The sequence below is a fragment of the Rhizobium sp. 2YAF20 genome (genome assembly GCF_052114685.1).
Classification (GTDB): Bacteria; Pseudomonadota; Alphaproteobacteria; order Rhizobiales; family Rhizobiaceae; genus Rhizobium.
The window spans coordinates 197,727-224,482 of the sequence record NZ_JBFRFF010000005.1 but is presented as its reverse complement, the minus strand read 5'-3'; the positions used below and the strand labels follow the sequence as shown (position 1 = coordinate 224,482).

The 26,756-nt window shown below is 60.9% G+C and carries 23 protein-coding genes; 10 read left to right on the top strand and 13 right to left on the bottom strand.

Going from position 1 to position 26,756, the window contains the following annotated elements; translation table 11 throughout:
• Positions 1-7: 7 nt before the first annotated feature.
• The 4 genes from AB4Z52_RS10290 to AB4Z52_RS10275 form a co-directional block, all read right to left on the bottom strand.
• Positions 8-2,221, bottom strand: coding sequence for an FAD-dependent oxidoreductase (locus AB4Z52_RS10290; protein ID WP_442217802.1), 2,214 nt, complete (start codon positions 2,219-2,221; stop codon positions 8-10).
• A gap of 147 nt (positions 2,222-2,368) precedes the next feature.
• Positions 2,369-3,577, bottom strand: a complete 1,209-nt coding sequence (locus tag AB4Z52_RS10285) for an acetyl-CoA C-acetyltransferase (protein ID WP_442217801.1) — start codon at positions 3,575-3,577, stop codon at positions 2,369-2,371.
• A 206-nt stretch (positions 3,578-3,783) separates the two neighbouring features.
• On the bottom strand, positions 3,784-5,580 hold the full coding sequence (locus tag AB4Z52_RS10280) for an acyl-CoA dehydrogenase C-terminal domain-containing protein (protein WP_442217800.1): 1,797 nt from the start codon (positions 5,578-5,580) through the stop codon (positions 3,784-3,786).
• Between the two features lie 169 nt (positions 5,581-5,749).
• The gene (locus AB4Z52_RS10275; RefSeq protein ID WP_442217799.1) at positions 5,750-7,162 is read right to left on the bottom strand and encodes a pyridoxal phosphate-dependent decarboxylase family protein; all 1,413 of its coding nucleotides are present in this window, start codon (positions 7,160-7,162) and stop codon (positions 5,750-5,752) included.
• A 429-nt stretch (positions 7,163-7,591) separates the two neighbouring features.
• Between AB4Z52_RS10275 and AB4Z52_RS10270 the strand changes: the two genes are divergently transcribed.
• The 3 genes from AB4Z52_RS10270 (at position 7,592) to AB4Z52_RS10260 (ending at position 13,428) form a co-directional block, all read left to right on the top strand.
• Positions 7,592-11,410 carry a peptidoglycan-binding protein gene (locus tag AB4Z52_RS10270; RefSeq protein WP_442217798.1) on the top strand — a complete coding sequence of 1,273 codons (3,819 nt, stop codon included), beginning with the start codon at positions 7,592-7,594 and terminating at the stop codon, positions 11,408-11,410.
• Between the two features lie 294 nt (positions 11,411-11,704).
• On the top strand, positions 11,705-12,628 hold the full coding sequence (locus AB4Z52_RS10265) for a sulfite exporter TauE/SafE family protein (protein WP_442217797.1): 924 nt from the start codon (positions 11,705-11,707) through the stop codon (positions 12,626-12,628).
• A gap of 32 nt (positions 12,629-12,660) precedes the next feature.
• The gene (locus AB4Z52_RS10260) at positions 12,661-13,428 is read left to right on the top strand and encodes a TIGR02186 family protein (RefSeq protein WP_442217867.1); all 768 of its coding nucleotides are present in this window, start codon (positions 12,661-12,663) and stop codon (positions 13,426-13,428) included.
• Positions 13,429-13,442: 14 nt separating this feature from the next.
• On the opposite strand, the gene AB4Z52_RS10255 is transcribed toward AB4Z52_RS10260, so the two are convergent.
• Positions 13,443-13,946 (bottom strand): winged helix-turn-helix transcriptional regulator, encoded by a 504-nt coding sequence (locus tag AB4Z52_RS10255; protein ID WP_442217796.1) that lies wholly within the window; start codon positions 13,944-13,946, stop codon positions 13,443-13,445.
• Between the two features lie 114 nt (positions 13,947-14,060).
• On the opposite strand from AB4Z52_RS10255, the gene AB4Z52_RS10250 reads away from it, so the two are divergent.
• Positions 14,061-14,621 carry a dihydrofolate reductase family protein gene (locus AB4Z52_RS10250; RefSeq protein ID WP_442217795.1) on the top strand — a complete coding sequence of 187 codons (561 nt, stop codon included), beginning with the start codon at positions 14,061-14,063 and terminating at the stop codon, positions 14,619-14,621.
• On the opposite strand, the gene pdeM is transcribed toward AB4Z52_RS10250, so the two are convergent.
• Both pdeM and AB4Z52_RS10240 read right to left on the bottom strand, forming a co-directional pair.
• The gene (pdeM, locus tag AB4Z52_RS10245) at positions 14,618-15,343 is read right to left on the bottom strand and encodes a ligase-associated DNA damage response endonuclease PdeM (protein ID WP_442217866.1); all 726 of its coding nucleotides are present in this window, start codon (positions 15,341-15,343) and stop codon (positions 14,618-14,620) included. The genes AB4Z52_RS10250 and pdeM overlap by 4 nt on opposite strands.
• A gap of 29 nt (positions 15,344-15,372) precedes the next feature.
• Positions 15,373-17,883: a ligase-associated DNA damage response DEXH box helicase gene (locus AB4Z52_RS10240; protein ID WP_442217794.1), complete on the bottom strand. Its 2,511-nt coding sequence runs from the start codon at positions 17,881-17,883 to the stop codon at positions 15,373-15,375.
• A gap of 96 nt (positions 17,884-17,979) precedes the next feature.
• Here AB4Z52_RS10240 and AB4Z52_RS10235 point away from each other — a divergent pair, with 96 nt between their 5' ends.
• Entirely contained in the window at positions 17,980-18,480 is a 501-nt protein-coding gene (locus tag AB4Z52_RS10235) for an RrF2 family transcriptional regulator (protein ID WP_442217793.1), read from the top strand.
• A 25-nt stretch (positions 18,481-18,505) separates the two neighbouring features.
• Positions 18,506-18,967, top strand: a complete 462-nt coding sequence (locus AB4Z52_RS10230; RefSeq protein WP_442217792.1) for a carboxymuconolactone decarboxylase family protein — start codon at positions 18,506-18,508, stop codon at positions 18,965-18,967.
• 112 nt (positions 18,968-19,079) lie between these two features.
• On the opposite strand, the gene AB4Z52_RS10225 is transcribed toward AB4Z52_RS10230, so the two are convergent.
• Entirely contained in the window at positions 19,080-19,268 is a 189-nt protein-coding gene (locus tag AB4Z52_RS10225; RefSeq protein WP_442217791.1) for a hypothetical protein, read from the bottom strand.
• Positions 19,269-19,598: 330 nt separating this feature from the next.
• Positions 19,599-20,636 (bottom strand): glutamine synthetase beta-grasp domain-containing protein, encoded by a 1,038-nt coding sequence (locus AB4Z52_RS10220; RefSeq protein ID WP_442217790.1) that lies wholly within the window; start codon positions 20,634-20,636, stop codon positions 19,599-19,601.
• A 471-nt stretch (positions 20,637-21,107) separates the two neighbouring features.
• Between AB4Z52_RS10220 and AB4Z52_RS10215 the strand changes: the two genes are divergently transcribed.
• Positions 21,108-21,290: a DUF2735 domain-containing protein gene (locus AB4Z52_RS10215; RefSeq protein WP_442217789.1), complete on the top strand. Its 183-nt coding sequence runs from the start codon at positions 21,108-21,110 to the stop codon at positions 21,288-21,290.
• Positions 21,291-21,299: 9 nt separating this feature from the next.
• On the opposite strand, the gene AB4Z52_RS10210 is transcribed toward AB4Z52_RS10215, so the two are convergent.
• Complete coding sequence (locus AB4Z52_RS10210; RefSeq protein WP_442217788.1) at positions 21,300-21,935, bottom strand: YitT family protein; 636 nt, start codon at positions 21,933-21,935, stop codon at positions 21,300-21,302.
• Between the two features lie 107 nt (positions 21,936-22,042).
• Positions 22,043-22,987: a methyltransferase gene (locus tag AB4Z52_RS10205; RefSeq protein ID WP_442217787.1), complete on the bottom strand. Its 945-nt coding sequence runs from the start codon at positions 22,985-22,987 to the stop codon at positions 22,043-22,045.
• 144 nt (positions 22,988-23,131) lie between these two features.
• On the opposite strand from AB4Z52_RS10205, the gene AB4Z52_RS10200 reads away from it, so the two are divergent.
• Genes AB4Z52_RS10200 through AB4Z52_RS10190 form a run of 3 tightly spaced genes read left to right on the top strand, consistent with a single transcriptional unit; the run spans position 23,132 to position 25,288 of the window.
• Positions 23,132-23,398 carry a DUF6460 domain-containing protein gene (locus AB4Z52_RS10200; protein ID WP_442217786.1) on the top strand — a complete coding sequence of 89 codons (267 nt, stop codon included), beginning with the start codon at positions 23,132-23,134 and terminating at the stop codon, positions 23,396-23,398.
• 2 nt (positions 23,399-23,400) lie between these two features.
• Positions 23,401-23,904, top strand: a complete 504-nt coding sequence (locus AB4Z52_RS10195; protein ID WP_442217785.1) for a CAP domain-containing protein — start codon at positions 23,401-23,403, stop codon at positions 23,902-23,904.
• A gap of 34 nt (positions 23,905-23,938) precedes the next feature.
• Positions 23,939-25,288, top strand: coding sequence for an MATE family efflux transporter (locus tag AB4Z52_RS10190; protein WP_442217784.1), 1,350 nt, complete (start codon positions 23,939-23,941; stop codon positions 25,286-25,288).
• Here the strand turns inward: AB4Z52_RS10190 and AB4Z52_RS10185 are convergent.
• Positions 25,264-26,352, bottom strand: a complete 1,089-nt coding sequence (locus tag AB4Z52_RS10185; RefSeq protein WP_442217783.1) for a quinone-dependent dihydroorotate dehydrogenase — start codon at positions 26,350-26,352, stop codon at positions 25,264-25,266. The genes AB4Z52_RS10190 and AB4Z52_RS10185 overlap by 25 nt on opposite strands.
• Positions 26,349-26,705, bottom strand: coding sequence for a DUF952 domain-containing protein (locus AB4Z52_RS10180; RefSeq protein ID WP_442217865.1), 357 nt, complete (start codon positions 26,703-26,705; stop codon positions 26,349-26,351). Before AB4Z52_RS10180 ends, AB4Z52_RS10185 begins: the two co-directional genes overlap by 4 nt.
• Positions 26,706-26,756: the final 51 nt, after the last annotated feature.

Below are 26,756 nucleotides of genomic sequence, written 5' to 3'. Positions count from 1 at the left end.
GAAGGGCTCAAGCCGCCTTCCTCCCACCATAAGGATCGAACCTCATGTAAAACGTCTCGCTCTTGGCTGCCATGTCCTTCAGCAGCGGCGTCGGCAGGAAGTGCGCTCCGTAAGATTTTGCTAACGTTTCGCACAGCGCAACAAAGGCGTTGACGCCCATGCCGTCGATATAGGAGAGCGTGCCGCCGGTATAAGGAGCAAAGCCGAAGCCGAGGATGGAGCCGACGTCGGCTTCGCGCGGATCTGTCACGATCCCCTCTTCCATCGTGCGCGCGGCTTCGAGCGCGATCGTCACCAGAAGCCGCTGCTTCAGTACCTTGACGTCGACCTCGTCTGGCCGCTTCTGCGGGTGGAATTCCTTCAGGCCTGGCCAAAGCGCCTTCTTGGCCGGTTTCGCCGGATAGTCGTAAAATCCCTTGCCGTTCTTGCGGCCGCGGCGATCGAGGTCGTCGACCATCTTGTTGATCAGCGCCAGATGCCTCGGATCGACGGCATCAGCGCCGAGATCGGCCACCGTTGCCTTCAGGATCTTCTGGCTGAGGTCGATGGCAACCTCGTCGTTCAGCGACAGCGGGCCGACTGGCATGCCGGCCATCTTGGCGGCGTTCTCGATCATGACAGGCGGCACGCCCTCGATCAGCATGTCATAGGCTTCGTGGATATAGCGGAAGACACAGCGATTGACATAAAAACCCCTGACGTCGTTGACGACGATCGGCGTCTTCTTGACGGCGGCAACGAAATCGAGAGCAACTGCAATTGCCCTGTCGCCGGTTTCCTTGCCGAGGATGACTTCGGTCAGCATCATCTTTTCGACGGGAGAGAAGAAGTGGATGCCGATGAAATTTTCGCGGCGCCGGGAATTTTCCGCGAGACCCGTAATCGGAAGGGTCGAGGTATTCGACGCGAAAATCGCGCCTTCGGGAAGGACTGCCTCAACTGCCTCGATCACCGCCTTTTTGACATCCCGGTCTTCGAACACCGCCTCGATGACCAGATCGGCGTCCGCGAGATCATTGTAAGCCGCAGACGGAGTGATATTGGCAAGCAGCGCCGTCGCTTCATCTTGAGTTAGTCTACCCTTACCAATTGATTCCTTCACCAAGCTTTCCGAATGAGCCTTTCCCTTTGTCGCGGCATCCATGTCGCGGTCGATCAGGGTGACCTTGATGCCTGCCGCCGCGGTGACATAGGCGATCGAGGCGCCCATGAATCCGGCCCCGACGACGCCGACATGTTTCAGCTCCGACTTCGGCTGGCCCTTCGGCCGGCGAGCGCCCTTGCCAAGCTCCTGCATCGAGATGAACAGCGAGCGGATCATCGAGAAGGCTTCGGTGGTCTGCAGCACCTCGGTGAAATAGCGCTGTTCGATCTTTAGCGCGGTATCGAACGGCACCTGCAGCCCTTCATAGACGCATTTGAGGATCGCCAGGGCGCCTGGATAATTGCCGGCAGTTTCGCGGCGCAGAATGGCGGGCGCCGCCGGCCAGAGCTGGGCCGAGGCAGGGGTCCAGATGCCGCCGCCTGGAGCCTTGAAGCCCTTTTCGTCCCATGGAGCAACCGGCTTTAGGCCGTCCTTGATCATCTGCTTGGCCGCCGGGATCAACTGATCAGGCTCCACCACCTGGTGGACGAGGTTCATGGCCTTGGCTCGTGCCGGCGACAGCGAGGAGCCGGTTGTCATCATCTGCAAGGCGTCCTGCGCATTGGCAAGCCGCGACACGCGCTGCGTGCCGCCCGCACCGGGGAAGATGCCGACCTTGACTTCCGGCAGCGCGATCTTGACGCTTTTCGCATTGGATGCGACCCGGCCGTGGCAAGCAAGCGACATTTCGAGCGCGCCGCCCATGCAAGTGCCGTTGATGGCCGAAACCCACGGCTTGCCGCATGTCTCAAGCTTGCGGAACAGCCCGGTCATGCGGCCGACGAGGTCAAACAGCTTCTGCGCAGCGGTCGCCGGATCCCGGGCTTTCTCGTCGTTGTAGAAGGTGAACATCGACTTGATCATCGACAGATCGGCGCCACCGGAAAAGGAGGTCTTCCCCGAGGTGATGACGACGCCCTTGACGCTCGCGTCTGCGACCGTTGCGTCGATGATGGCATCGAGCTCGTCCATCACGTCTGGCGTGAAGACGTTCATCGATTTGCCGGGCATGTCCCAGGTGACGAGGGCGATATTGTCGGCGTCGGTCTCGATGGTGAAATTATTGTAGGTGGTCATCTTGGGAATTCCTCTCCCGTGAAATCTGTAACTTGCCTTGGTGGCGGGCCCAGTCCTCTTGTCCCGACCATCCGCCTGGCCTGTAGATCCTCGGGAAAAGCCCCAGGATGACAAAGGTGAGCACGGCGTCGGCAGAAAGCGGTGAGCTTAAACCCTCTCTATCACCGTCGCCGTACCCATGCCGGCGCCGATGCAGAGCGTTACCAGCGCAGTATTGAGATCGCGCCGTTCCAGCTCGTCGAGCACCGTGCCGAGGATCATCGCGCCGGTGGCACCCAGCGGATGGCCCATGGCGATGGCGCCGCCATTGACGTTGATCCTGTCGTGCGGAATATCGAAGGCCTGCATATAGCGCAGCACGACGGCAGCGAAGGCTTCGTTGAGCTCGAACAGGTCGATATCGGCAAGCGACATGCCGGTTCGGGCGAGCAGCTTTTCGGTGACGTCGACCGGGCCCGTCAGCATGAGCGCCGGATCGGAACCGATATTGGCAAAGGCGCGGATGCGGCCGCGCGGCTTCAGGCCCATGCTTTGGCCGCCAGCCTTTGAGCCGAGCAGCACTACCGCCGCGCCATCGACGATACCGGAGGAATTGCCGGCGTGGTGGACATAGGTGATGCGCTCGATTTCCGGGTGCGCCTGGATACCGACGGCTTCGAAGCCGCCCATCTCGCCTGGCATCTGGAAGGACGGATTGAGCGCGCCGAGCGCCTGCATGTCGGTGCCAGGTCGCATGTGCTCGTCCTTGGCGAGAATCGTCAGGCCATTTTGATCCTTGACAGGGATCACCGATTTGTCGAACCAGCCGCTTGCCCAGGCATGGGCCGCGCGCTTCTGACTCTCGACGGCATAGGCATCGACATCGGTGCGCGAGAAGCCGTATTTTGTGGCGATGAGATCGGCCGACACACCCTGCGGCATGAAATAGGCCGGGAAATTCACCGAAGGGTCCATGAACCAGGCACCGCCGGACATGCCGAGACCGACTCGAGACATGCTCTCGACGCCGCCGGCGATGACGATGTCGTCCGCCCCTTGCGCGATCTTGGCAGCGCCAAAATTGACGGCATCGAGACCGGAGGCGCAGAAGCGGGAGATCTGAATGCCCGGCGCACGGGTCGAATAGCCGGCCTCAAAGGCGGCGGCCTTCGGGATGACCGCGCCGGCATCCATCACCGGGTCGACGCAGCCCAGGATGATGTCGTCGACCGTTGCCGTGTCGAGCCCGTTGCGGTCGCGGATCGCCTCAAGGGTCTTGGCGGCCAGACGCACGGACGGCACTTCATGCAGCGACCCATCCTTCTTGCCTCGGCCGCGCGGCGTGCGCACATGGTCGTAAATGAAAACCTCGGTCATAGTCTGGTCTCCCTGTCGGCGGTGTCGCACCGCTCAATTCTCACCGCCCTGTAGGACGTTTCATTACTTTCAGCGCTGCTGTCACGCTGACGAGCGCGGCATTCGCGGAATACACCCTCCCTTGGGGAGGGTCGGCGCAGCGACGGGGTGGGGTTTTGGTCTGTCTTGAAGAAAGACCCCTCCCCACAAAGAGGAGGGAGCTCCAACTAAAACGCGTCCGCGGCCAGTTCCATCATCGCATCAGCGCCAACCTCGATCCTCGTCTTGCGCAGCGCCGTTTCCGGCATGATGCGCTCCATATAGAACTTTGCCGTGACAAGCTTATTCCTGAGGAAATCTTTGCGGGCCCCGTCTCCGGCCGCAAGTCCATCCTTTGCCGCTTTTGCCATCCTGGCCCACATATAGCCGAGGACGACGAGGCCCAACAGGTGCATGTAATCGGTCGAGCCGGCACCGGCATTGTCGGGTTTTGCCATGGCGTTCTGCATGAACCACATGGTCGAGGCCTGGGCATCGTTCAAGCCTTTTTTCAGGTGTTTGGTGAAAAAGCCCAAGGTCTCGTCGGCGCGGTTTTCCTCGCAGAAATCGCCGATCTCCTTGAAAAGTGCCATGACAGCGCGACCGCCGTTCAGCCCCAGCTTGCGTCCGACGAGATCGAGCGCCTGAATGCCGTTTGCGCCTTCGTAGATCATGGTGATGCGGGCATCGCGGACGTACTGGCTCATGCCATGCTCTTCGATGTAGCCGTGGCCGCCGAAGACCTGCTGGGCCATAACGGCGTGTTCAAAGCCCTTGTCGGACATGACGCCCTTCAGGATCGGCGTTACCAGGCCGAGGATGTCGTCGGCGGTTTGCCGCTCGCGCTCGTCTGCAGCCCGGTGCGCGATATCGGATTTCAGCGCGGTCCAGAGCATGAAGGCGCGACCGGCCTCGTTGAAAGAACGGATGGTCATCAGCGTACGGCGGATGTCGGGATGAACGATGATCGGATCGGCCTTCTTATCCGGGGCCTTGGCGCCGGTGAGCGAGCGACCCTGGAGGCGATCGCGGGCATAAGCGGCGGCGTTTTGATAGGAAATCTCGGCGACTGCTATGCCCTGAAGCCCGACACTGAGGCGGGCCTCGTTCATCATCACGAACATGGCATTGAGCCCACGGTTCTCCGCACCGATCAGAAAGCCCGTGGCGTCATCGTAGTTCAGCACACAGGTAGCATTGGCGTGGATGCCCATCTTGTGCTCGATCGCGCCACAGGTAACGCCATTGCGCGCGCCCAGCGACCCGTCTTCCTTGATGAGGAACTTCGGAACGATGAACAGCGAGAGGCCCTTGGTTCCTTCCGGCGCACCCTCAATCCGTGCAAGCACCAGATGGATGATATTATCGGTCAGATCATGCTCGCCAGCGGAGATGAAGATCTTCTGCCCGGAGAGCCTGTAGCTGCCATCCGCCTGCGCAATCGCCTTGGTGCGCAGCAGGCCGAGGTCGGTGCCGCAATGCGGCTCGGTCAGGTTCATCGTGCCAGACCACGTCCCTTCGACCATCCTGGGCAGGTAAGTCGCCTTCTGCTCCCCGGAGCCGTGGACGATGATCGCGGCAATCGCGCCCTGGGTCAGGCCCGAATACATCATCAGCGACATGTTGGCCGCCGATGTATATTCGCCGACGGCGACGTGCAGTGTATAGGGCAGTCCCTGCCCGCCAAATTGCTCGGGCACCGCAAGACCAATCCAGCCGCCATCGCGATAGGCTCTATAGCCGTCCTTGAATCCCTTCGGGGTCGTTACCGAGGCATCGGCGTGGCGCACGCAGCCTTCCTGATCTCCGGAATAATTGAGCGGCAGGAGGATCTCTTCGGCAAGCTTGGCCGCCTCGCCGAGGATCGCCTCGATCATATCGGGTGTCGCGTCCGCAAAACCGGGAAGATTGTTGTAACGCTCGAGGCCGAGCACATCGTTGAGGACGAAGAGCGTGTCATTCACCGGTGCCTTATAGACTGCCATCGTTCAAATTCCTCCAAAACGCGGGCGACCGGATAACTCGATCCGGCTCGGAGCGGAGTTATATAAAATATTGACGTGCGCGTAAACGTCAATATTGCATGATGTGGATAAAATTGGGTCTGCGTTGCGCGCGCGGCGGACTTGGCGACCGGCGCCGCGCGGCCCTCTTTTACATGGCGTGGCGTGAACAAACGGTCCGATAGGTCTCGATGATTGCCAGCGCCGCGCGTTCTGCCTGGCCTGGGTCGGTCTGGAAATTGCTGACCGAGAGCCGCATGATCTGGTCGCCACGCCAGATCGCGCCGCCAGCAAAGAGTGCGCCTTCCTCCTGCAAGGCGCGGATCGTCTGCTGCGTTAGCGCATCCGCCACCGATTTTTCAGTACCGGCGCCGAAACGGATAATGACCTGATTAAGCGCGACCTCGTTCAAGACTGCGATGCCCGGCTCGCGGACAAGTCTCTCCGCGATCAGGGTGGCAGCAGAGCAGGCCTGGTCGACAAGGGCGATTACGCCGTCTTGTCCCAGATGCTTAAGCATCGCCCAAGTCGCAAAACCTCTCGCGCGCCGCGAGAGCTCCGGAACATAGTGGGAAGGATCGCGCTCGCCCTGCGAAACTGGAGGTAAATAGCTGGCAACGATCGTCATCGCCCGGCGATGTGCCACTTCATCGCGGACGATCGCATAGCCGCTATCATAGGGGGTCTGGAGCCATTTATGGCCGTCGGTCGCCCAGCTGTCGGCAAGCTCAACCCCCGCCGTTTGCCGGCCCATGCGCGGCGAGGCCTGCGCCCACAGGCCGAAGGCCCCATCGACATGAACCCACGCCCCTGATCGTTTTGCCAAGGGGACGAGGGTCGCAAAGTCATCGCATGCGCCGGTGTTGATCTGACCTGCCTGCAATATGACGATCATCGGCGCTTCAGCGGATGCCAAAGCGCGCGCAAACCCATCACGTGAGATTCGTCCCGCTCGATCGGTCTCGACCCGTACGACACGATCATGTCCGAAGCCGAGGAACTGCAAGGCGGAAAACACCGTCGTATGGGCATCGTCTCCGATCAGGACCGAGATCGGAGGCGCGCCGAAGAGGCCCCGCGCGTCTGCGTCCCAGCCTTTCTCGCGCAGGACCGCCCCGCGTGCGGCCGCGAGGCAAGTAAAATTGGCGACCGTCGCGCCGGTGACGAAACCAACCGAACTTTCCGGCGGCAAATGCAGGAGTTCGAGCAACCATCGGGCGGCCACAGCTTCCACAGCCGCCGCCGAAGGTGCTGCGGCGTGATTGCCAGCATTCTGGCCCCAGGCCGACGTCAACATGTCTGCAGCAACGCCCATCGGATGCGAGCCGCCCATGACCCAGGCGAAGAAGCGAGGGCTTGTGGTCATATGCAATCCCGGTTCCGCCTTCGCCACCAGCTCATCGAGAACCTGCTCCATTCTCGCCCCGTGAAGGGGCAAGTCTTCCTCGAAAGCCGACAGCGATCCGGCGTAATCGCGAGAAGGTCGCTGCGGGCGTTCGTCTACCGTCTCGCGAAAACCAGCGGCATGGCCAGCAGCCCTGGAAAACAATGCTCTGATGTCCACCTTTCCTTCCCCCTCTCCAAACTATCGCCATCTTTGCGCCCAGGCAGCGCAAGTCCAGCTCCCCAAATCTACGATTTTTCGCCAGCCGAGCAAAATCGCGGCGTCCGGCTTTTGCTAGCCCATTGGCCGCCATTGATAATTTGGATTTCTCCGCCGCAATACAGAACAAAAGGTTAAAAAATATTTCCGGAAATTAACCGCTTGTTTACCACGTTTCGTGAATTGTGCGGGATGAGCGGTGGTGATCCGCGTTGCCAAGGCCAAGTGCCACGTTTAGGGCAACGCAACTATGGTCATGAAGCTCGATGGAAGTCTAATAAACTCAGGCTTTCGAGTTGTTCGCGACGGTTCCGGCCTTGGTGGCGGCAGAGCAGTCGGAGCGAGACTGGAAAAGGCCCGCACGGGTTCAAACGTCGAAGCGAGCAGAAGATGAGCGGATCGCGATCAATTCCTCCCACAAGCGACAGGAGCTCCCTGGATGCCTTGAGCCGGACGATCGAGGGCCTGGAGGCCCGGATCGAAGGGCTGATGGGATCATCGGCCAGCGCGCGGGACCCGCGCCAGCGGCCGATATCCTCCACACTGCCACCTCTACCGGAGCGAACCACGATACCGGAGCGCGCTCCAATCGACAGAAGCCGCCACGAGCAGCCGTTGGATCCCGCACGTTCGCAACCGGACGCCCGCCCCGATCCCCTTGCGGAAATCCGCCAGCGCCAGCGCGCCCTCGAGGCCAGCCGCGAGCGTGGCTATGCGCGTCGCGAGGAAGGCGCCACACAGGAAAGGTCGCCTCTTGCGAGGTCGAGCGACGCGTCGGCAGCTATGCCGGCTTATCGCGCCCCTGCTCCGACAAGCGATGCCATGACCGAGATTGCTCAAGCGCTGATCAGCCTTCGACATGACCTGAAGCAGGACATTGCCGAGGGCGTCGCCCACGAAATGAGCGCTGTGCGGGCAGAGATCCGCAACATCAAGACGAATGCCGAAGATCGCAACTTCGCGGAAGACGTTCGCGAGGATATGGCGCGCCTGGCCGACAGCATTAACCAGCTCGGCGCCCACACCGCGCGACCGGGGACGTCTGATCTCAAAGTGGAGTTCGAGGAACTGCGGTCGCTGATGGATGGGCTTGCCCGCGAGCAGACCGTGCGCGGCATGGAAAGTCGCTGGGATGGCCTCGAGGAACGGCTGCACGCGATCGATACCACGGACCTGCAGGAAGAACTCGTCTCGCTGGCCTACCGTCTCGACGACATGAAGCGCCAACTCGGCGGCATGGGCGAAAGCCCAGTCGTGCAAGCGCTCGAAGGAAAGCTGATCGCGATCGCCACCGCGATGGAGCAGTTCAGCGATCTGATCCAGCCGCATGACCGGGCTATGATCGAACAGTTTTCATCGCTCGACACGCGACTGGACGAGATCAGCCGCGCTATCGTTGCAAACGGCCGCACAGCAGCAGGCACTGCCGACCCCATGCTGGCACAACGTCTGGAAGGGCGGCTTAGCGGCCTTGCCGAGCAGATCGACCTCATGAGCAGCGAGGCACAGCGCCGCCAGCAGCCGACGGAAGATCTTGCAAGCCGGATCGAGGCGTTGACCCAGCGCATCGAGGAAATGTCACACGCCGAGGCCGCCGCCAAGCTGGAGGAGCGCCTCGAGCAGCTTTCTCTCCTTATGGAGCGGTCGCAGAAGGTTGCAACACCGCAACCCGAGCTGACCGGCTATCTCTCCGATATCTCCCGCAAGATCGACGCGCTCGACCAAGGCTCGGTCAACGATGTCCTGGCGGAGCGGCTGGAATATCTTGCCCGTCGGATCGACGAGATCGACTTCCATCCGCCGGCATCTGTCGCCGCGCCGACAATCGATGACGGTGCGATGAAGCGTATAGAGGGCCGGCTGGCCGACATTGCCGCCAGGCTTCAGGAAAGCACGGCGGCTCCGCCGACCGACACGCAGGCGATGCGCAATCTCGAAGACCAGATTTCCCATCTGTCATTGTTGATGAGCGAGCCTCGCGGCGGTATCGACACCTTTCCGGTCGAATTCGATCGCCGCATGAGCGCGATCGAGGACTATATGACGACCAATGACGAATATGTCATCGAGGCTGCCCGTCAGGCCGCCGAAGCCGTGGTGCAGGCCTATTCGCGCAACGGCGCGATGAGCGGTACCGCAGGCGAAGGCGAACTCTCGGCATTGACGGCGCTTGCAAGCGACCTGCGCCATCTGGAAGACATCAGCCGCAGCAGTGACGAGCGCACTCATCGGACTTTCGAAGCGCTGCACGATACGCTGGTACAGATCGCCAACAGGCTGGACCACATGGAGGTGCGCGGGCCCGCACCGCGCATGCCGGCAGCCGAATACAAGGTCGAACCGCTCGAATATGCCGATGCGCCGGCGCCACGTAGTGCGACGGCACAGGCCAAGCCCGCACCTGTGATCCGCACGTCCCCCCTCGTCGAGGCACCACGAGCTGACGAACCGGAGATCACCGGCGAGCCGCTTGACGCGGCGGCAAAGGCAGAGATCAAGGCAACCGTCAGCAAGGAAGTCGGCAAGACCAGCCTGTTTGCAAGCCTGGGCAAGCGCTTCCGCCAGACGCGCAAGGTCGAGGCCCCAGTGCCGGTCGGCCGGTCCGTCATCGATCCTGCGCCGTCGATCGATCCCGTCGACGTCATGCCGCACGAGGAAGACAACCAACCGCTGGAGCCAGGCTCCGGCGCACCCGATATCAAGAAGATCCTCGAACGTGTCCGGGCTAGCCAGACGGCAGCTCGCAGCGGCACTCCGAAGCCTCAGAGCGACAACGAACGCGCCGACTATATCGCCGCCGCCCGCCGCGCTGCCCAGGCTGCGGCGCTTGAGGTCGACCAGACCCAGCGGGTTCCGTCGGCTCCTCGAGATCACGGAAAAACGGGCGCCAGCACCTTTTCGCGCTTCCGCCGGCCGATCCTGCTTGCCGTCGGCGCAGCCCTTCTGGCGATTATGGCCTATCCGCTGGTCCACACCCTGACCCACGGCCAGAAGGCACCGCCACCGGCCGACGTGTCGATGAGCAGCCCGACTACCGACAATCAGCCCTCCGTCGTGCCTTCGACCGAGCAAAAATCGACGCCTGTCGTAGCCGCTGAAGCCAAGGAACCGGCGCCAGCAGATGCGGCAACCGAGCCGTTATCGGCGCCTGCAGCTACACCGACGACCGGCAGCGAGCTGTTGGCGGCGGCAGCGCCTTCCAGCGACGCTTCTACGGCCGGAAAACTGACGCCCGTCGCAACACCGGGCTCGTCTTCGGATGCCCCAGCCCTTGCCCAGACCGACGTTGCCGCCACAAGCGGCACGACGGTTGCGCCGGAAACGCCGGCGCCGCCTCAGGCACGGGGGATTGCGGTTCCCGATACGATTCAGCCGCCTTCGCTTGCCGACGCAGCGCGCAAGGGCGATGCGCTGGCGCTTTTCCAGATCGGCGCGATGTTCACCGATGGGCACGGCGTGCCGACCGACCTGAAGCAGGCGGCAAGCTGGTACCAGATGGCAGCCGACAAGGGGCTCGCACCGGCGCAATATCGTCTTGCGAGCATGTATGAGAAGGGCAACGGGGTCGACCGCGACCTTACAAAGGCCAAGCAGTACTACCAGCAGGCTTCCGACCAGGGCAATGCCAGCGCCATGCACAATCTGGCGGTCCTTTTTGCCTCCGGCGCCGTCGGTCCGCAGGATTATCCGACAGCAGCGAACTGGTTCATCAAGGCTGCCGACTTCGGGGTCTCGGACAGCCAGTTCAACCTGGCCATTCTTTATGCCCGCGGTAACGGCGTGAAGCAGGATCTCGGCGAATCCTACAAATGGTTCGCAATTGCGGCTAAGAGCGGCGACAAGGACGCGGCGCAGAAGCGCGACGACGTCGCAAAATCGATGAAGCCGGACCAGCTCGCCACCGCCCGCACCCAGGTCGACCTCTGGAAGCCGCAGCCGCTCGATCCAAAGGCCAACAGCGTTGACATTCCCGACGAATGGGGCGGCAAGAGCGTTCATACCGGCTCGATCGACATGAAGAAGGCGATCCGCAACATCCAGGCCATACTCAACAATAACGGCTTCGACGCAGGCCCACCCGACGGCAGCATGGGTGCAAAGACAGTGACTGCCCTCAAGAGTTTCCAGAAGTCGGTCGGTCTCGAGCCGGACGGCAAGGTTAGCGACCAGGTCGTCAAGCAGTTGCTGGCGCGCAACAAGCAGGGCTGAGGGCCGATACTCCAATTCCAGGCAAGGCCCGGCGCGGAGATATCCCGCCGGGCCTTTTTCTGATTGGTGAGCCCTATATCCGCCTTGCGAGTGGCCTATGCATCACAGGTCGGCAAAAACGGCGAATAATCCAACGACGCAATTGACTTGGCCGGCGGCAGGCCGAAGTCTCCTAAAGGCTCTGGCAATGATTTGGCTTTATGGTGCCGGGCGACAAGGGGAACTATTCAAAGCGCCAAGCCGGCCTGACAAGCAATCCGGCCGGATCGCAAACGCGCATAACTGGGGCCAGCTGTGACGATTTACCTGCCGATAGCCGAACTGTCGGTAAACATCCTGATTATTCTCGGCATGGGCGCGGCCGTCGGCTTCCTCTCGGGCATGTTCGGCGTGGGCGGCGGCTTCCTGATCACCCCGCTGCTGATCTTCTACAACATCCCTCCGATCGTCGCGGTCGCAACCGGCTCCAACCAGGTCGTTGCCTCCTCCGTATCAGGAGCCATCTCGCATTTCCGGCGCGGTTCGCTCGACCTGAAGCTCGGTTCGATATTGCTTGCCGGGGGCCTTGCCGGCGCCACGCTTGGTCTTTGGATATTCGTGCTTCTGCGCCGCGTCGGCCAGGTCGACCTCATCATCTCGCTGCTCTATGTCGTGCTGCTTGGCACAGTCGGAACGCTGATGCTGTGGGAGAGCGTGATTGCGCTGCGCCGTGTTGCGCGAAAGACCCCGCTTTCCGCCAACAGGCCAAGCCACCACAATTGGGTGCAAGGCCTGCCCTTGAAGATGCGCTTCAAGAAATCGAAGCTCTATCTCAGCGTCATCCCGGTGCTTGGGCTTGGCTTCCTCGTCGGCGTATTGACGCCGATGGGTATCGGTGGCGGTTTCATCCTGGTGCCGGCAATGATCTACCTGCTGAGGATCCCGACCAATGTCGTGGTCGGAACATCACTGTTCCAGGTCATTTTCGTCACGGCCTATACGACGATTGTGCAGGCCGCGACCAACTATTCCGTCGATATCGTACTTGCCTTCGTGCTGATGGTCGCAGGCGTGATCGGCGCGCAATATGGCGTGAGGGTCGGGCAAAAGCTGCGCGGCGAACAGCTGCGCGCACTGCTGGGCCTGCTGGTGCTGGCCGTCGGGCTGCGCCTTGCCGTGGCGCTTGTGGTCACGCCGACGGATGTGTATTCGATCGTCATGGAGGGTGTCGGCCGGTGAAGCTCCCAGCCCTCCTCCTTTTCGCCGGCCTCATGCTGACGCCCCTTGTGGCAGAGGCGCAGGTCCTGCTCGACCAGCCCGAGACCGCATCTCGCGAAACGATGGAAATCGGCACGTCGACGAGTGAAATCGCCATCGCCTCCGATTTTGCCGGAGCGGACCTGACAATCTTCGGCGCCCTGTCCAACACGGACGAGCTGCTGCTGGCGATCGGCCAATACGACATCGTCGTGGTGCTGGAGGGCCCACGCGAGAATGCGACCGTGCGTCGCAAGGAGCGTGTCTTCGGGATATGGGTGAACACCCGCTCGATGACCTTCGAGCGCGTGCCGGAAGCCTATTCGGTGTCAAGCACACGGGCGATCGATAACATCACCGCCCCGCTCGAGCTCAACGATCGCGGCATCGGCATGGACCATATCCCCCTGACCCCGATCGGTTCCGTCGGCAACGCGGCCAATCTAACCGAGTTTCGCCAGGCCTTTCGACGGCTACAGGAAGCGAACGGGCTCTACGAGCGCGATCCGAGCGGCGTGCGCTTCGTCAGCTCCAGCCTGTTCAAGGCATCGCTGCGACTGCCGGCCGACGTGCCGAACGGCGTTCACACCGTGCGCGCCTATCTGTTCAAGAGCGGCAAGTTCGTAACGGAGAAATCCCTGCCGCTGCGGGTCATCAAGACCGGCATCGAGCAGACGATCACCGATGCCGCGCACGAACGGCCGATCGAATACGGCATCTTCTCCGTGTTGCTCGCCGTCTTTACCGGCTGGACCGCAAGCTACGTCTTCCGCAAGAGCTGATCATCTCTTCTTCCTCACGCGCTCTTCTTGGGCTCGACGACCTGAAGATAGGCCTCCGTCAGCCGGCCCAGGACCGACGGCGTGCCAGGCGGCAGGATCTTGCCGAGATGCTTTTCGCGCAATTCGTCCATGAAATCGTCCCAGAGCGTCTGGCCGCCCTCCTCCAGCAGCTGCGCGCGGATGCTCAGATCTTGCGATGCCTCAAGATACTTGCGACCCCAGGCGCCCATATGGGCAAAGAGCGGAACAAGCTCGATCGCCATTTCTGTCAGGCTGTAGATCGCCTTCTGTTTGTGCGAAGCGTCGCTTGTACGCGTCAGCAGCCCGCGTTCGACCAGGCGCTTGAGACGGTCGGCCAGGATGTTGGAAGCAATGCCCTCCTTCGAATTTTGAAGAAGCTCGCGAAAATGCCGCTGATTTCCAAACATGATGTCGCGAATGACAATCAGGCTCCAGCGATCTCCCAGCACTTCCAGCGTCAGATTGATCGGGCAACCGGATCGGTGAATGTCGTTCATCATGGTCTCCAAAAACTGGTTGCATTTTGCCATCAGTCTGGCTGACTTTCAACTACTTGCATTTTACAACCAGTTTTATCGGTGTGAATATGGGATCAAATGGAGGGAGTGCAAATGAGAAAGCTTATTGTCTGGAACCTGATGACTCTCGATGGCTATTTCGAAGGGGCACAGCCGTGGGAGATCGATTTCCACATGCTCGCCTGGGGAGATGAGCTGGAACACTATGCGACAGAACTTGGAAAAGAGGGCGACATGCTCGTCTTCGGCCGCAAGACCTATGAAGGCATGGCGGCCTACTGGCCGACGGCAACCGAGACGCCCGAGATCGCCGCCTACATGAACGGCATTTCGAAGATCGTCGCTAGTAGGTCGATGAAGCAGGCCGACTGGAACAACACGCGCGTCGTCAGCGATGCCGTTTCGGAATTGAAGGCGCTCAAGGAGCAGCCGGGCAGGACGATCTTCATCTTCGGCAGCGCCGACCTCGCAGACATACTTGCCAAGGCAGGATTGATCGACGAGTACCGTCTTTGCATCGCGCCGGTCATTCTCGGCGGCGGCAACCCGCATTTCAAGCCGGCAGCAAAGCAGGTGCCGTTGAAGCTGCTCGAAGCCAAGACGTTGAAGACCGGCGCGGTGATCTTGCGCTATGAGCCGGTAGCGGCGGCTTAAGCGCTCAGACTGCCATACCGCACGGAATAGATGCGATCGCGACCGAGCAGGTGGGCGACGAGGGTGCTCCGGTCGAAGAGGCCGGCCATCGCCCTGTGCTTGAGGTCGAGGCCGCCACTCATGAGGCCGAAGGCGGGCATCAGCAGCCGGGTGCCATCGGTGGCAAAGCATGGGCGGCGGATGGATTTCTCTCGGCGGCGGACGGTCGCCGAGGGGTGAAGATGTCCGGCGATCTCGCCTGCCTGCGGCCCGCTGCGCGGCTCGTGGCGAAAGGTCAGCCCGTTATAGGTTATTTCGTCGGCCGAGCGGCCCGGAAGATCGACGATACCATCAGGATCATGGTTGCCGTTGATCCAGATCCATTCCCGGCCGCGCGCCATCGTGACGATGAGCGTGCGAAAGGCATCCGGCAGATGCGCAGAGCCGACGCGGTCGTGAAAATTGTCGCCGAGCGAGATAACCAGCTTCGGGTCGTAGCGCGCAACGACGGCCGCAAGCACTGTCAGCGTCGCCAGCGTGTCGTAGGGCGGCAGCATCATGCCGCGCCGGGCGAATGCCGCGCCTTTTTCCAAATGCAGATCGGAAACCACGAGAATACCGGTATCAGGCAGGTAGAGCGAGCCGAACGGATCGCAGACTGCGGCAATGCCGTGAACAAGAGTTTCGACCCCGGCGGCAGGGACGAGGCCATTCATCTCTCGCACAAGCGCCAGCCGGTTCATCAGGTCTGCCGTCCCTTCCTCGCTCGTCATCAGCTCAGTGCCTCGCGGATCAGATCGTCCGCGGCTTCCGCCAACAGTGTATCATGGGCCTCGCCAGGTACCGCTTCGCGGCCGATTTCCAGCATCACCGGCACAGCGAGCGGCGAAATATGCCCGAGCGGCCGGTGGGTAATGTGACCCTTGATTCGCCTTAACATATCGCCAAGCCGGCCGATGTCCAAAAGCCCTGACGCCGCGTCCTGGCGCGTCGCCTGCAACAGGATATGGTCTGGCTCGTGGCTGCGCAGCACGTCATAGATCAGATCGGCCGACACCGTCACCTGCCGGCCGGACTTTTCTTTGCCCGGATGGCGGCGCTCGATCAAGCCTGCAATGACGGCGCAATTGCGGAACGTGCGTTTCAACAGGAAGGATTCGCCGAGCCAGGCTTCGAGGTCGTCTCCGAGCATGTCCTCGTCGAAGAGGTCGGAGAGGCTGAGACGACCGTTCTCGATCATCAGGCCCATGTCCTCAAGGCCCCAGATCCCCAGCGAATAATCCGTCGCAACGAAGCCGAGCGGCTTTGCCCCTGCCCGCTCCAGCCGGCGGGTCAGCAACATGCCGAGCGTCTGATGCGCGAGCCGCCCTTCGAAGGGATATACAACCATGTAGGCCTTGCTGCCGCGCGGGAATGTCTCGATCAGGAGTTCGTCGCGCCTCGGCACCATCGACTTCTCCTTCTGCAGCTCCAGCCAGTCCCGCACCTGATTCGGCAGACGATGCCATCGGCCTGGATCGGCGAGCATGGAGCGCACCTGGTCGGCAAGATATGTGGACAGCGGAAACTTGCCGCCGGCATAGGAGGGGATTTTCGGGTCATTCGAATAGGCCTGGCTTGCCAGACATTCGTTTTCGCGGATCCCTTCGAAACGCAGAACCTTGCCCGAGAAGATGAACGTGTCGCCCGGCGAAAGTTGTTCGGTGAAATACTCCTCGACCTTGCCAAGCGCCGCGCCGCCCCGGCCGATCCTGCCGCCGGGGCCGCGCTTCACCATGCGAATATTCAGCATCGGGGCTTCGACGATGGTACCGAGGTTCAAGCGATACTGCTGCGCGACCGCGGGATTGGAGACACGCCAGCGGCCTTCCGCGGTCTTGCGGATGCGGGCATAGCGCTCATAGATGCGCAGCGCATAGCCGCCCGTGGCGACGAAATCGACGATGCGCTCGAACGTCTCCCAGGAAAGATCGGCGTAAGGGGACGCGCTGACAATCTCGTCATAGAGCTGCAGCGGATCGAACGGCTCGGCGCAGGCCATGCCGAGCACATGCTGGGCGAGCACATCCAGCGTGCCGACGCCGACGGGCGGCGTATCCTGCGCGCCGATATAGTTGGCATCGAGTGCCGCCTGGCATTCCATCACCTCGAAGCGATTGGCGGGGACAAGGATTGCCTTGGACGGTTCGTCCATCCGGTGATTGGCACGGCCGATCCGCTGGGCCAGCCGGGAGGCACCCTTCGGCGCGCCGACATGGACGACGAGATCGACATCGCCCCAGTCGATGCCGAGATCGAGGGTGGACGTTGCGACGACCGCACGCAGCCTGTTTGCCGCCATCGCCGCCTCGACCTTGCGGCGCTGGCCGACATCAAGAGACCCGTGGTGGAGCGCGATGGGCAGATTGTCGTCGTTGACGTTCCAGAGTTCCTGGAAAAGCATTTCCGCCTGGCTGCGTGTATTGACGAAAAGCAGCGTCGTGCGGTGAACGAGCAGCTGCTTGTAGATGTCGGGAATGGCGTATCTGGCGGAATGACCGGCCCATGGGATGTGGTTTTCGGTCTGAAGGATGGCAATCTCAGGCTTGGCGCCGCCCTCCACGGTGACGAGGCCGGCATGGGCGTCACTGTCCGCGGATTGGGCGACCAGCCATTTCTGCAGCTCCATCGGCTCGGCAACCGTCGCAGAAAGACCGATCGTCTGGAGACGCGGCGCAAGGCGGCGTAGCCGGGCCAAACCAAGCGACAACATGTGGCCGCGCTTTGAGCTGACCAGCGAATGCAGCTCGTCGAGCACGATATACCTGAGATTCTTGAAGAAGCGCTCCGCTTCCTTGTTGGCGAGCAGCAACGCCACCTGCTCCGGCGTTGTCAAAAGGATATCGGGTGGCGAGAGCTTCTGGCGTTGGCGTTTGGCGTTCGGCGTATCGCCCGTCCGGCTTTCGACCGTCACTGGTAGGCCCATTTCAGTGACCGGTTTGATGAGGTTTCGCTCGATATCGACGGCAAGCGCCTTCAGGGGCGAGACGTAGAGCGTGTGGATGCCGGTAAAGGCGGAGCCGGGCGGAACCTTTCCGCGACGAGTGAGATCCGTCAACGACGGCAGAAAGCCGGCGAGCGTCTTGCCGGCACCGGTGGGCGCAATCAGCAGCGTGCTCTCTCCCGCCTCGGCACGAGCCAGCAATTCGAGCTGATGGGCGCGGGGCTGCCAGCCCCTTTCCGCAAACCATCGGACAAAGGGTGCAGGCAAGGCGGCGAGGCTGTCGGCATCGGTCTGATCCACGCCCCAAGAGGTAACGGAAATCGAGCGAAAAAGAAGTGCGTTGACAGCAATAAGAATCGTGGATATATTTTATCCACGAATTGAGGAGACAGTCCATTGAAACTCGGAGATGGAGTTGAGCAGGCCATACACAGCGTCGCCATGCTCGCGGGGCTGTCCGACGGCGGCGTACTGTCGGCAGCTGCGATCGCCGAGTTCCACGGGGTCTCCGTGAGCTATCTCCTGAAGCATCTGCAGGCGCTGTCCGGCGCGGGCATACTTGAAACCCTGCCGGGACCGAAGGGTGGCTATCGGCTGGCGAAAGCACCGGCGGCAATATCGCTGCTCGACATCGTGCTTGCCGTCGAAGGTCCGGCGCCCGCCTTCAGGTGCAACGAAATCCGGCAGCGTGGCCCCAACCCCGTGCCGGACCGCTTCTTTGCCAAGCCTTGCAACATCTCGGCTGCCATGCTGCGCGCCGAGCGGGTCTACAGGGCGGAACTGGCGAAGACGAGCGTCGCCGATCTTATTACCGAGTTGACGGCGCTCGACGACGGGACGATCGCAGCAAGAGGCTGCGCCTTCCTCGACATTCATGAACGCAAGGCAGTTCGCTGAACGTTGCAAACAAGGAGAAAACACCATGCATCCTCGCCTCGATATCATGAAAGCCTCGCCGGCAGCGCTGAAGCCGGTCTACGCGCTTGAACAATTTGTGCAGACCTCCGGATTGGAGCGCCGGTTCATCCATCTGATCAAGCTTCGTGCCTCGCAGATCAATGGCTGCGCCTACTGTGTTGACATGCACGTCAAGGAAGCACGCCATGATGGGCTTAGCGAACAGTGGATCAACCTGATGTGCGTCTGGTGGGAATCGCCCGTCTATGACGCTCGCGAGCGTGCGCTGCTTGGGTGGGTCGATGCCGTGACCAACATCGCCCAGACCGGCATTCCGGATAGCGACTTCGAAACGCTGAAGGCGCATTTTTCGGAAGAGGAGATGATGAAGATCACAGTGACCATCGGCGCGATCAACATCTGGAATCGCCTCGCCGTCGGCTTCAGGTCGCAGCATCCCGTCGATAAGACTGCAAAGGCCGCTTGACGAAAGCGCGACCATACGTGCGCTTAGCCTGCTAGACAGCTTTGCGCGTTCCGACGGAATTCCTTGAATAAGGCCAGGCCCGGATATCAGATGAAGGGGCTTGGCCGCCCGGTCAGCAGTGCTTCAGCCGATAGCCGATGCACATCGTAGTGCCCCACGATCCTGCGGCCTCGACAATTCTTCCCTCGGCAACGAGCTTGCCGGCGGTTTGCTTGTCTGCAAGACGCAAGGGATAGACCGTTCCGTGAAATCCGGTCGCATTCTTGATATCTTTCAACAGGCGTTCTTCACTATTCGACATCGTTGCCCTCATTACCCGATTTTGCTGCAGGGTAACGTCGACCCTTTGGGCCCTACGTACCTTGGATCGGTTGCCCTTTTGTGACGACTTGGTCGTCGCAACAAAGGACGCCAGGACGTTGCCTGGCGGTGAGGTCAGTTGCGGTCGAAACCATCTAAATCGATGGCTTGGCCTGCCTGCCTACTCGTAAACCTTTCGTGAAAGTGCCGTGATGATGCAGTTGTTGTCAACAGGTCTCACGAATTTTTAAGGAAGCCTGAGAAGGAGCTCGCGAGCTCGCCAACAAAGAATCATGGCGTCAACCGGTTGGGTTGACGCCATGAAAAATGCTTAGGCTGCTGCCGAAATGCTGTCGATCGAGACTTCCGAGATCGTCTTCAGAACCTGCGAAGCGATCTGGTAGGGGTCGCCCTGAGAATTCGGGCGGCGGTCTTCGAGGTAGCCCTTGTAGTCGTTCTTGATGAACGAATGCGGCACCCGGATTGAAGCGCCGCGGTCGGCAACGCCGTAGCTGAACTTGTTCCACGGAGCCGTTTCGTGCTTGCCGGTCAGACGCTTGTCGTTGTCAGGGCCGTAAACAGCGATGTGATCCAGCAGGTTCTTGTCGAAGGCAGCCATGAGCGCTTCGAAATAGGCCTTGCCGCCAACTTCGCGCATGTACTTGGTTGAGAAGTTGCAATGCATGCCCGAGCCGTTCCAGTCGGTATCGCCGAGCGGCTTGCAATGATACTCGATGTCGATGCCGTACTTTTCCGTGAGGCGCTGCAGCAGGTAGCGGGCCATCCAGATTTCGTCGGCGGCTTTCTTGGAGCCCTTGCCGAAGATCTGGAATTCCCACTGGCCCTTTGCCACTTCGGCGTTGATGCCTTCGTGGTTGATGCCGGCTGCGAGGCAGAGGTCGAGGTGCTCTTCGACGATTTCGCGAGCGACGTCGCCAACGTTCGAATAGCCGACGCCGGTGTAGTACGGACCCTGCGGAGCCGGGTAGCCCTGTTCCGGGAAGCCGAGCGGACGGCCGTTCTGGTAGAAGAAGTATTCCTGTTCGAAGCCGAACCAGGTGCCTTCGTCATCGAGGATCGTGGCGCGTGCGTTCGTGGCGTGCGGCGTGACACCATCCGGCATCATGACTTCGCACATGACCAGAACGCCGTTCGTGCGCGCCGGGTCAGGATAAGCAGCAACGGGCTTCAGCACGCAATCGGAGCTGCGGCCTTCTGCCTGCATCGTGGAAGAACCATCGAAGCCCCAGAGCGGCAGTTCTTCGAGTGTCGGGAATTCGGAGAATTCCTTGACCTGCGTCTTGCCGCGAAGATTCGGAACCGGCGTGTATCCGTCGAGCCAGATGTACTCGAGCTTATATTTTGTCATTACGCACCTCGTAATAGGTTGATCATGCGAAGCAGGTAGAAAAATCTCAAGCGTATCCGCCAGAAATATTTCGGCCACCAACGGCTGCAGTGTGACATGCATTTGACATGCCAAACCGAGCCGCGGCGTTCTCGGCACAAGCGTAGTCGATGAATGGGATGGGGTTTCGCTGCCGCAATCGCGGTACCATGGCCGCCCGCCAGGCAATAGCCCTGACGCATTACACTCGAGCAAACCTCGATATTTGGAACGGGAAGACGTCGAATCTGCTGCGGTGCGACAAAATGTACGCGGAGCCGAATTGCATCCTTAAAAATCTCTTATCGACAGCCAGAAACGGTCGATATGCCTATATTTTCAACGTTTTGCATTTTTTTTGAGCAAATGGAGCAAATCCTGTGCGAACCATGTTATAGTCTGACCATTCCCTGCAGCGGCAATGCTTGGGGAGAAAAAGAGAGAGACGTCCAGATGGCGACGACCCACCGCGACAGCGCGAAGATCTATCAATTTCCTGTAGGAGGGCGCGCGAACTTCGCCCTCAAAGACCGCAAGTTCCCAGCCGAGCCCAAGCCGGTGAACGTCTGCGACACCGACAGCTGGTATCACCAGGCTGCGATGCTCGAATCCGAGAAAGAGCCGCGCAAGCCCTGATGCTATAGATCAGAGCGCGATATAGCGGTCCGAGCGATGGTTGATGGCCACGAACAGGTTGAGCACGACCGCGCCAAGGATGGAGCACAGGACGACATAGCGCGTGGTGACCGCGACGGCGATGACCAGAACGAACATGTCGACCACGAGCTGGACCAGCCCGGCCCTTATGCCGAAGCGCCCCTGCAGATAGATGCCCAATATGCCGACGCCGCCGAGGCTCGCACGGTGGCGATAAAGGGCCAGCAGGCCATAGCCCAGCAACGAGCCGCCAAGGATCGCCGACCAGACCGGTTCGATCCTGGCAATCTCGAGGAGCCTGGGCTGAAGGTTGGCCATGAGCGATGTCAGCGCAATCGCAATAAAGGTCTTGATGGTGAAAGCCCGGCCGAGCTGCTTCCACGACAGATAGAAGAACGGCACGTTGACCAGGAAGAACGCCAGGCCAAAATTCACGCCGATGGCGTAGTGCAGCAGAAACGCGATGCCAGCCGTACTGCCGGTTAGAAGCCCCGCCGCCGACAGAATGAACAGGCCAAGCGAGGAAATAATACTGCCAGACAATATTCCCTGGACATCCTCGACAAACGAATGCCGCGTTGCGCTGGTGTTCCAGACGCCCAGCGCACTTTTTAACCCCATCATGCCATTTCCCCTTGCCTGTTCGCCAATTCTGAGGAAAGCCAAAGGCATAATCAAGAGCTGATGGGTAAGGATTACTGACCTATTCGCAATTGGCAATAATCGGTCGTTCAGGCAGCAGTCCGTGCAAGGAACAGGATGCCGTGGACGGGTTTCCCAGCGTCCATGCGCATGATGGTCGGCTTAGATCTTTCGATGGTCATACCGTATTTGCGGCAGGTCGCAACGATATAGTCCTGCGAATGGGCATAGCGCAGCGACGGACCGAGCCGGGGGCCCACTGCTTCTTGGGCGTCCTCGACGGAAAAGGCGAAGAGGGCGCCGGGTGCTGCAAGCTCCCTGACATTGGCGAAGACCGCATCGAGATTTCCGAGATAGATGAACACGTCCGCAGCCGCGATAAGATCGGCGCGATGGCTGGCGAGATCGTCGCCAAAAAGCCTGGAAGTCGCTGGCGGCAACGACAGGTCAGCCGGTGCGAGATACTGGTAAATCCGCTTTTCGCCAGCCTTGGCAAGCATCTTCTGTGAGAGATCGAAGCCTTCGAGCCTGTCGACCCGGCCCGTCAACTCGGTGCCCAGCAGACCGGTGCCGCAACCAAGATCGACGGCGAGCCTGAAATTCCCGGCCTGCCCCTGTGTCTCGACGATCAATTCCGCCAATTTCCTGGGCACAGCGTAGCCGAGCTTTTCGATCAGCGATTTGTCGAAGCGCTCCGCATAGTCGTCAAACATCCTCTCGATGTAGCGGCTCGGCGGCTGGTCGGGAATATCGATGGCGCCACGAAGGGCTAGCTTCAGACCGGCGCCGAACATGTCGTCCGAATCGAGCGCCAGCAGATGGCGTAGCGCGGCGGTAGCGCCTTCTGCGTTTCCGGCCTTGTCGCGGTAGTCTGCAAGACCGAACCAGCCCGCGGCCCATTCGGGCACGACTTCCAGCGCCTGTTCCATCAGTTCGGCCGCACTTGCGGGCTCGCCGCTTTCAGCCAGCATTTTCGCATAGTCCGCACGGCGGTCGGCGGTGGCGTCGCCCGAAGATAGCTGGGTTGGCAGCATGATGGGGATCCTTAATGAGGCAATGGTTTGGACGCGGCCACAAAAAAACTCAAGTCCTATTTCAGGCAGAACCGCCTGCTGCCGGGAAAAGCGCTTGCGGCTATTGGCTGACGCCCTTATTTCAGGGCAAACAGGAGAGACTGCATGTCGGATCAGGTGAACAGGTTCCTTGGCGATTCGCCAGCGCGGACGCTCGTCAAGCTCGTCGTCGCATCGCTGATCGTTGGTTTCGTCATGAAGGTCTTCGGCTGGCAGCCGTGGGATCTAGTGGAGAACATCCGCCGTTTCATTCTCGATCTCTGGCATTCAGGCTTTGCAGCGCTCGGCAAGTTCGGCGATTACCTGCTGCTCGGCGCGTCGATCGTCATCCCTCTCTACATCATCCTTCGTGTCTTCAACTACCGCCGCTGATCATGATATTTGAAACCACCCTCGTCACCCGGCGCGACGCATTGCGCCTTGCCTCACTTTCGCTGGCGGCGGGCGTGGCCAGTTGCGCGACCAAACAACCCCTGGTCTTGAACGCAACAGGCTCAGACCAGACGGCGGCAGCCTTGCCGCTGGTCAATACGTTGCGCGCCAAGAAGGGGCTATCAGCGCTTTCAATCGATCCGGCGGCGAGCACCGCAGCCATCTATCAGGCAAGGCGGATGGCCAGCCTGCACAAGATGGCCCATCTCATCGGCTTCGGCGACGATTTCGGCCGCCGTGTAAAGGCCAACGGCGTCCGATTGCCGGCGGCAGAAAACATTGCCGAGGGGCAACACTCCACTGACGCCGTCGTGACCGCCTGGATCAATTCCCCGCATCACCTTGAAAACATGCTGGGCCCCTATTCCGGCCTTGGCGTGGCGCTGGCCTATGATGGCTCTTCCAACAATATGCCCTATTGGTCCATGGTGCTGTCTTCGAGCTAGAGGCGGATTTAACCTGCCTGATGGGAGGATCGACATGGATCACGCGGCGACGCGCGAAGGCAGACCGGCATTCGAGGTGACCCACCGACTGGTGCTGTCGATCGCCCTGCCGATGACGCTTGCCTTCATGACGACGCCGTTGCTTGGGCTGACCGGCACCGCTGTGGTCGGCCGGCTGGGACAGGCCGCACCTCTGGCCGGACTAGCGATCGGTGCGGTGCTTTTCGACCTGATCTTTGCAAGCTTCAATTTCCTGCGCTCTTCGACAACGGGATTGACGGCGCAAGCCTATGGCCGCAACGACCTGCACGAACAGCAAGCCGTATTCTGGCGCGCGATGATTTCGGCGCTGGCCTGCGGCGCGGCGCTCCTCGTTCTATCACCGGTCCTTTTATGGTTCGGCCTGAAACTGATGGGACCCGAAGGCGGTGTGGCGGAGGCGACCGGCACCTATTTCTCCATTCGCATGCTGGCGGGGCCGGCAGCACTTGCCAATTATGCCATCCTCGGATTTGTGCTCGGGCGCGGCCGGGGCAGCACCGGGCTGCTGCTGCAGACCTTGATAAATGGCCTCAATCTCGTGTTTGCAATCGCTCTGGGGCTTGGGCTCGGCTGGGGTGTTGCTGGCGTCGCCTGGGGCTCGATGATCGGCGAGACCGCTGGGGCGATCGTCGGGCTGATCATCGTGATCAGGGGGTTTGCAGGAACTGCGCTGCCCTCCCGATCCGAGTTGCTATCCCGGGGACGGCTGGCTGAACTTTTTGCGCTGAACCGCGATATTCTGATCCGCACGTTCGTGCTTCTCGCAGCCTTCACGCTGATGACGCGCATCGGCGCGTATTTCGGCGCGGTCACGCTTGCTGCCAACGCGGTCTTGATGAACTTTGTCTTGATTTCGGCCTTCTATCTTGACGGTCTGGCCAATGCCGCCGAGCAGATCACCGGACGGGCAATCGGTGCTGGCTACCGGCCGGCCTTTGACCGAGGCGTGAAGCTGACCATACTGTGGTCGTTCAGTCTCGCTACGATCGCAACCATATTCTTCCTTGGGCTTGGGCCGCGCATCATCGCCGTGCTGACGACGTCCGAAGATGTTCGCGCGGTTGCCGGAACCTACCTGCCTTTTGCAGCAGTCACCGGCCTTACCGGCGCGCTTGCCTATCTGATGGACGGCGTTTTCATCGGCGCTACCTGGTCGAGCGACATGCGAAACCGCATGCTGCTTGCCTTCGCCGGCTACCTATTGGCGCTCGCCGTCTTCGTGCCGCTGCTCGGCAATGCCGGCCTGTGGCTGGCGCTCAACGGCTTCCTGTTGTTTCGCGGCGTCTTCCTGATGCTGCTGGTCAAGCCGCGGGCCGATCAGACCTTTCGGTCTGCCCAGTGATCGAGCCTAGTATCGCGCAATTCGCGGATTGAGGCCACGCCTTCCCGGTCGAGAAGCGCCGACAGGCCGCGAAGAATGGCGGCCGGCAGCCCCGGACCCTCGTAGACCATGCTCGAATAGAGCTGTACGAGGTCGGCGCCGGCGCGGATCTTCTCGAGCGCCGTTTCCGCCGACGACACACCGCCAACACCGATGATCGGCATTGCGGCGCCGACGCGCTTGCGCATTCTTGCAAGCACGGCCGTCGACTTCTCGAACACCGGCTTGCCGGAAAGGCCGCCGGCCTCCTTCGCCTGCCGGTGGTCCTTCAGCCCCTCGCGTCCGAGCGTCGTGTTAGAGACGATCAGGCCGTCGAGATCATGCGCGAGCGCCTCTGCGGCAATATCGTCCATGCCTTCCTCAGTCAGATCGGGAGCGATCTTGAGGAAAACTGGTATCTTGCGATTGGCCTTGAGCGCTTCCTCGTTCCTTGCAGACAGTACGGCCGACAACAGTGCAGCGAGGCTCTCGCGCGCTTGCAGGTCGCGCAGGCCGGGCGTGTTCGGCGAGGAGATATTTGCAGTGAAATAGCCAGCGACGGAATAGAAGCAGCGAATACCCCTGACATAGTCGTCGACACGATCGGCGCTATCCTTGTTGGCTCCGATGTTGACCCCGATCAGGCCGCGGCTCCTTATCGCTGCAAGGCGATGATACGCCGCCTCGTGACCTTCGTTGTTGAAGCCGAGGCGATTGATGACGCCCTCGTCCTCGACCAGCCGGAAAATACGCGGGCGCGGATTGCCCGGTTGCGGCTTCGGCGTAACCGTGCCGATCTCGGTAAATCCGAAGCCGAGCCTCAGCAGCGCTTCCGGCACCTCGGCATTCTTGTCGTAGCCGGCCGCCATTCCAACCGGATTGGGGAAATCGAGGCCCGCGACCGTCTGGCGCAGCCTCAGGTCGCTTTTCAGACGGCAGGTCGGCACGAGGCCCGTCTTAAGCGCCGCGATCGACATGCCATGCGCGGTCTCCGGGTCGAACATGAATAGGCTGCGGCGGCCTATATCCTTGAAAGCGCCGATCATTCCGGCATCTCCGGAAAGACGTGCGCGCCATCTGGCCCGATCGGCAGCGGCTTCTCCCAGAGAACGGCTGATAGCTGCAGCGGCGTATAGAGATGCGGAAAGAGATCGCCGCCGCGCGAAGGTTCGAACACCAGCTTCTCGCCAAGCACCTCGGCGTCGACTGCCACAAGCAGCAGACCGTCCTTTCCGGCAAAATGCCGGGCGGCGGTCTCCCTTGCCTGACTGGCCGTCGAGAAATGGATGAAGCCGTCGGTCAAATCGATCGCAGCGCCATTAAAAACGCCGGATTGTCTGGCTTGCTGCCAGAGCGCCTCCGGCACGATCTTGTAAACCACAGACGTCACGGCCATCATTCCCATCGGCAAGGTCATCCTTGTTAGGGCTTTGCCGAAAAGTGGCGCGGA

Coding starts and splice junctions, on each gene's coding strand:
- AB4Z52_RS10290 (WP_442217802.1), bottom strand. CDS start 2,221: ATGACCACCTACAATAATTTCACCATCGAGACCGACGCCGACAATATC.
- AB4Z52_RS10285 (WP_442217801.1), bottom strand. CDS start 3,577: ATGACCGAGGTTTTCATTTACGACCATGTGCGCACGCCGCGCGGCCGA.
- AB4Z52_RS10280 (WP_442217800.1), bottom strand. CDS start 5,580: ATGGCAGTCTATAAGGCACCGGTGAATGACACGCTCTTCGTCCTCAAC.
- AB4Z52_RS10270 (WP_442217798.1), top strand. CDS start 7,592: ATGAGCGGATCGCGATCAATTCCTCCCACAAGCGACAGGAGCTCCCTG.
- AB4Z52_RS10260 (WP_442217867.1), top strand. CDS start 12,661: ATGCTGACGCCCCTTGTGGCAGAGGCGCAGGTCCTGCTCGACCAGCCC.
- AB4Z52_RS10255 (WP_442217796.1), bottom strand. CDS start 13,946: ATGAACGACATTCACCGATCCGGTTGCCCGATCAATCTGACGCTGGAA.
- AB4Z52_RS10250 (WP_442217795.1), top strand. CDS start 14,061: ATGAGAAAGCTTATTGTCTGGAACCTGATGACTCTCGATGGCTATTTC.
- pdeM (WP_442217866.1), bottom strand. CDS start 15,343: ATGAACCGGCTGGCGCTTGTGCGAGAGATGAATGGCCTCGTCCCTGCC.
- AB4Z52_RS10230 (WP_442217792.1), top strand. CDS start 18,506: ATGCATCCTCGCCTCGATATCATGAAAGCCTCGCCGGCAGCGCTGAAG.
- AB4Z52_RS10225 (WP_442217791.1), bottom strand. CDS start 19,268: ATGTCGAATAGTGAAGAACGCCTGTTGAAAGATATCAAGAATGCGACC.
- AB4Z52_RS10220 (WP_442217790.1), bottom strand. CDS start 20,636: ATGACAAAATATAAGCTCGAGTACATCTGGCTCGACGGATACACGCCG.
- AB4Z52_RS10215 (WP_442217789.1), top strand. CDS start 21,108: ATGGCGACGACCCACCGCGACAGCGCGAAGATCTATCAATTTCCTGTA.
- AB4Z52_RS10210 (WP_442217788.1), bottom strand. CDS start 21,935: ATGATGGGGTTAAAAAGTGCGCTGGGCGTCTGGAACACCAGCGCAACG.
- AB4Z52_RS10205 (WP_442217787.1), bottom strand. CDS start 22,987: ATGCTGCCAACCCAGCTATCTTCGGGCGACGCCACCGCCGACCGCCGT.
- AB4Z52_RS10200 (WP_442217786.1), top strand. CDS start 23,132: ATGTCGGATCAGGTGAACAGGTTCCTTGGCGATTCGCCAGCGCGGACG.
- AB4Z52_RS10195 (WP_442217785.1), top strand. CDS start 23,401: ATGATATTTGAAACCACCCTCGTCACCCGGCGCGACGCATTGCGCCTT.
- AB4Z52_RS10190 (WP_442217784.1), top strand. CDS start 23,939: ATGGATCACGCGGCGACGCGCGAAGGCAGACCGGCATTCGAGGTGACC.
- AB4Z52_RS10185 (WP_442217783.1), bottom strand. CDS start 26,352: ATGATCGGCGCTTTCAAGGATATAGGCCGCCGCAGCCTATTCATGTTC.
- AB4Z52_RS10180 (WP_442217865.1), bottom strand. CDS start 26,705: ATGATGGCCGTGACGTCTGTGGTTTACAAGATCGTGCCGGAGGCGCTC.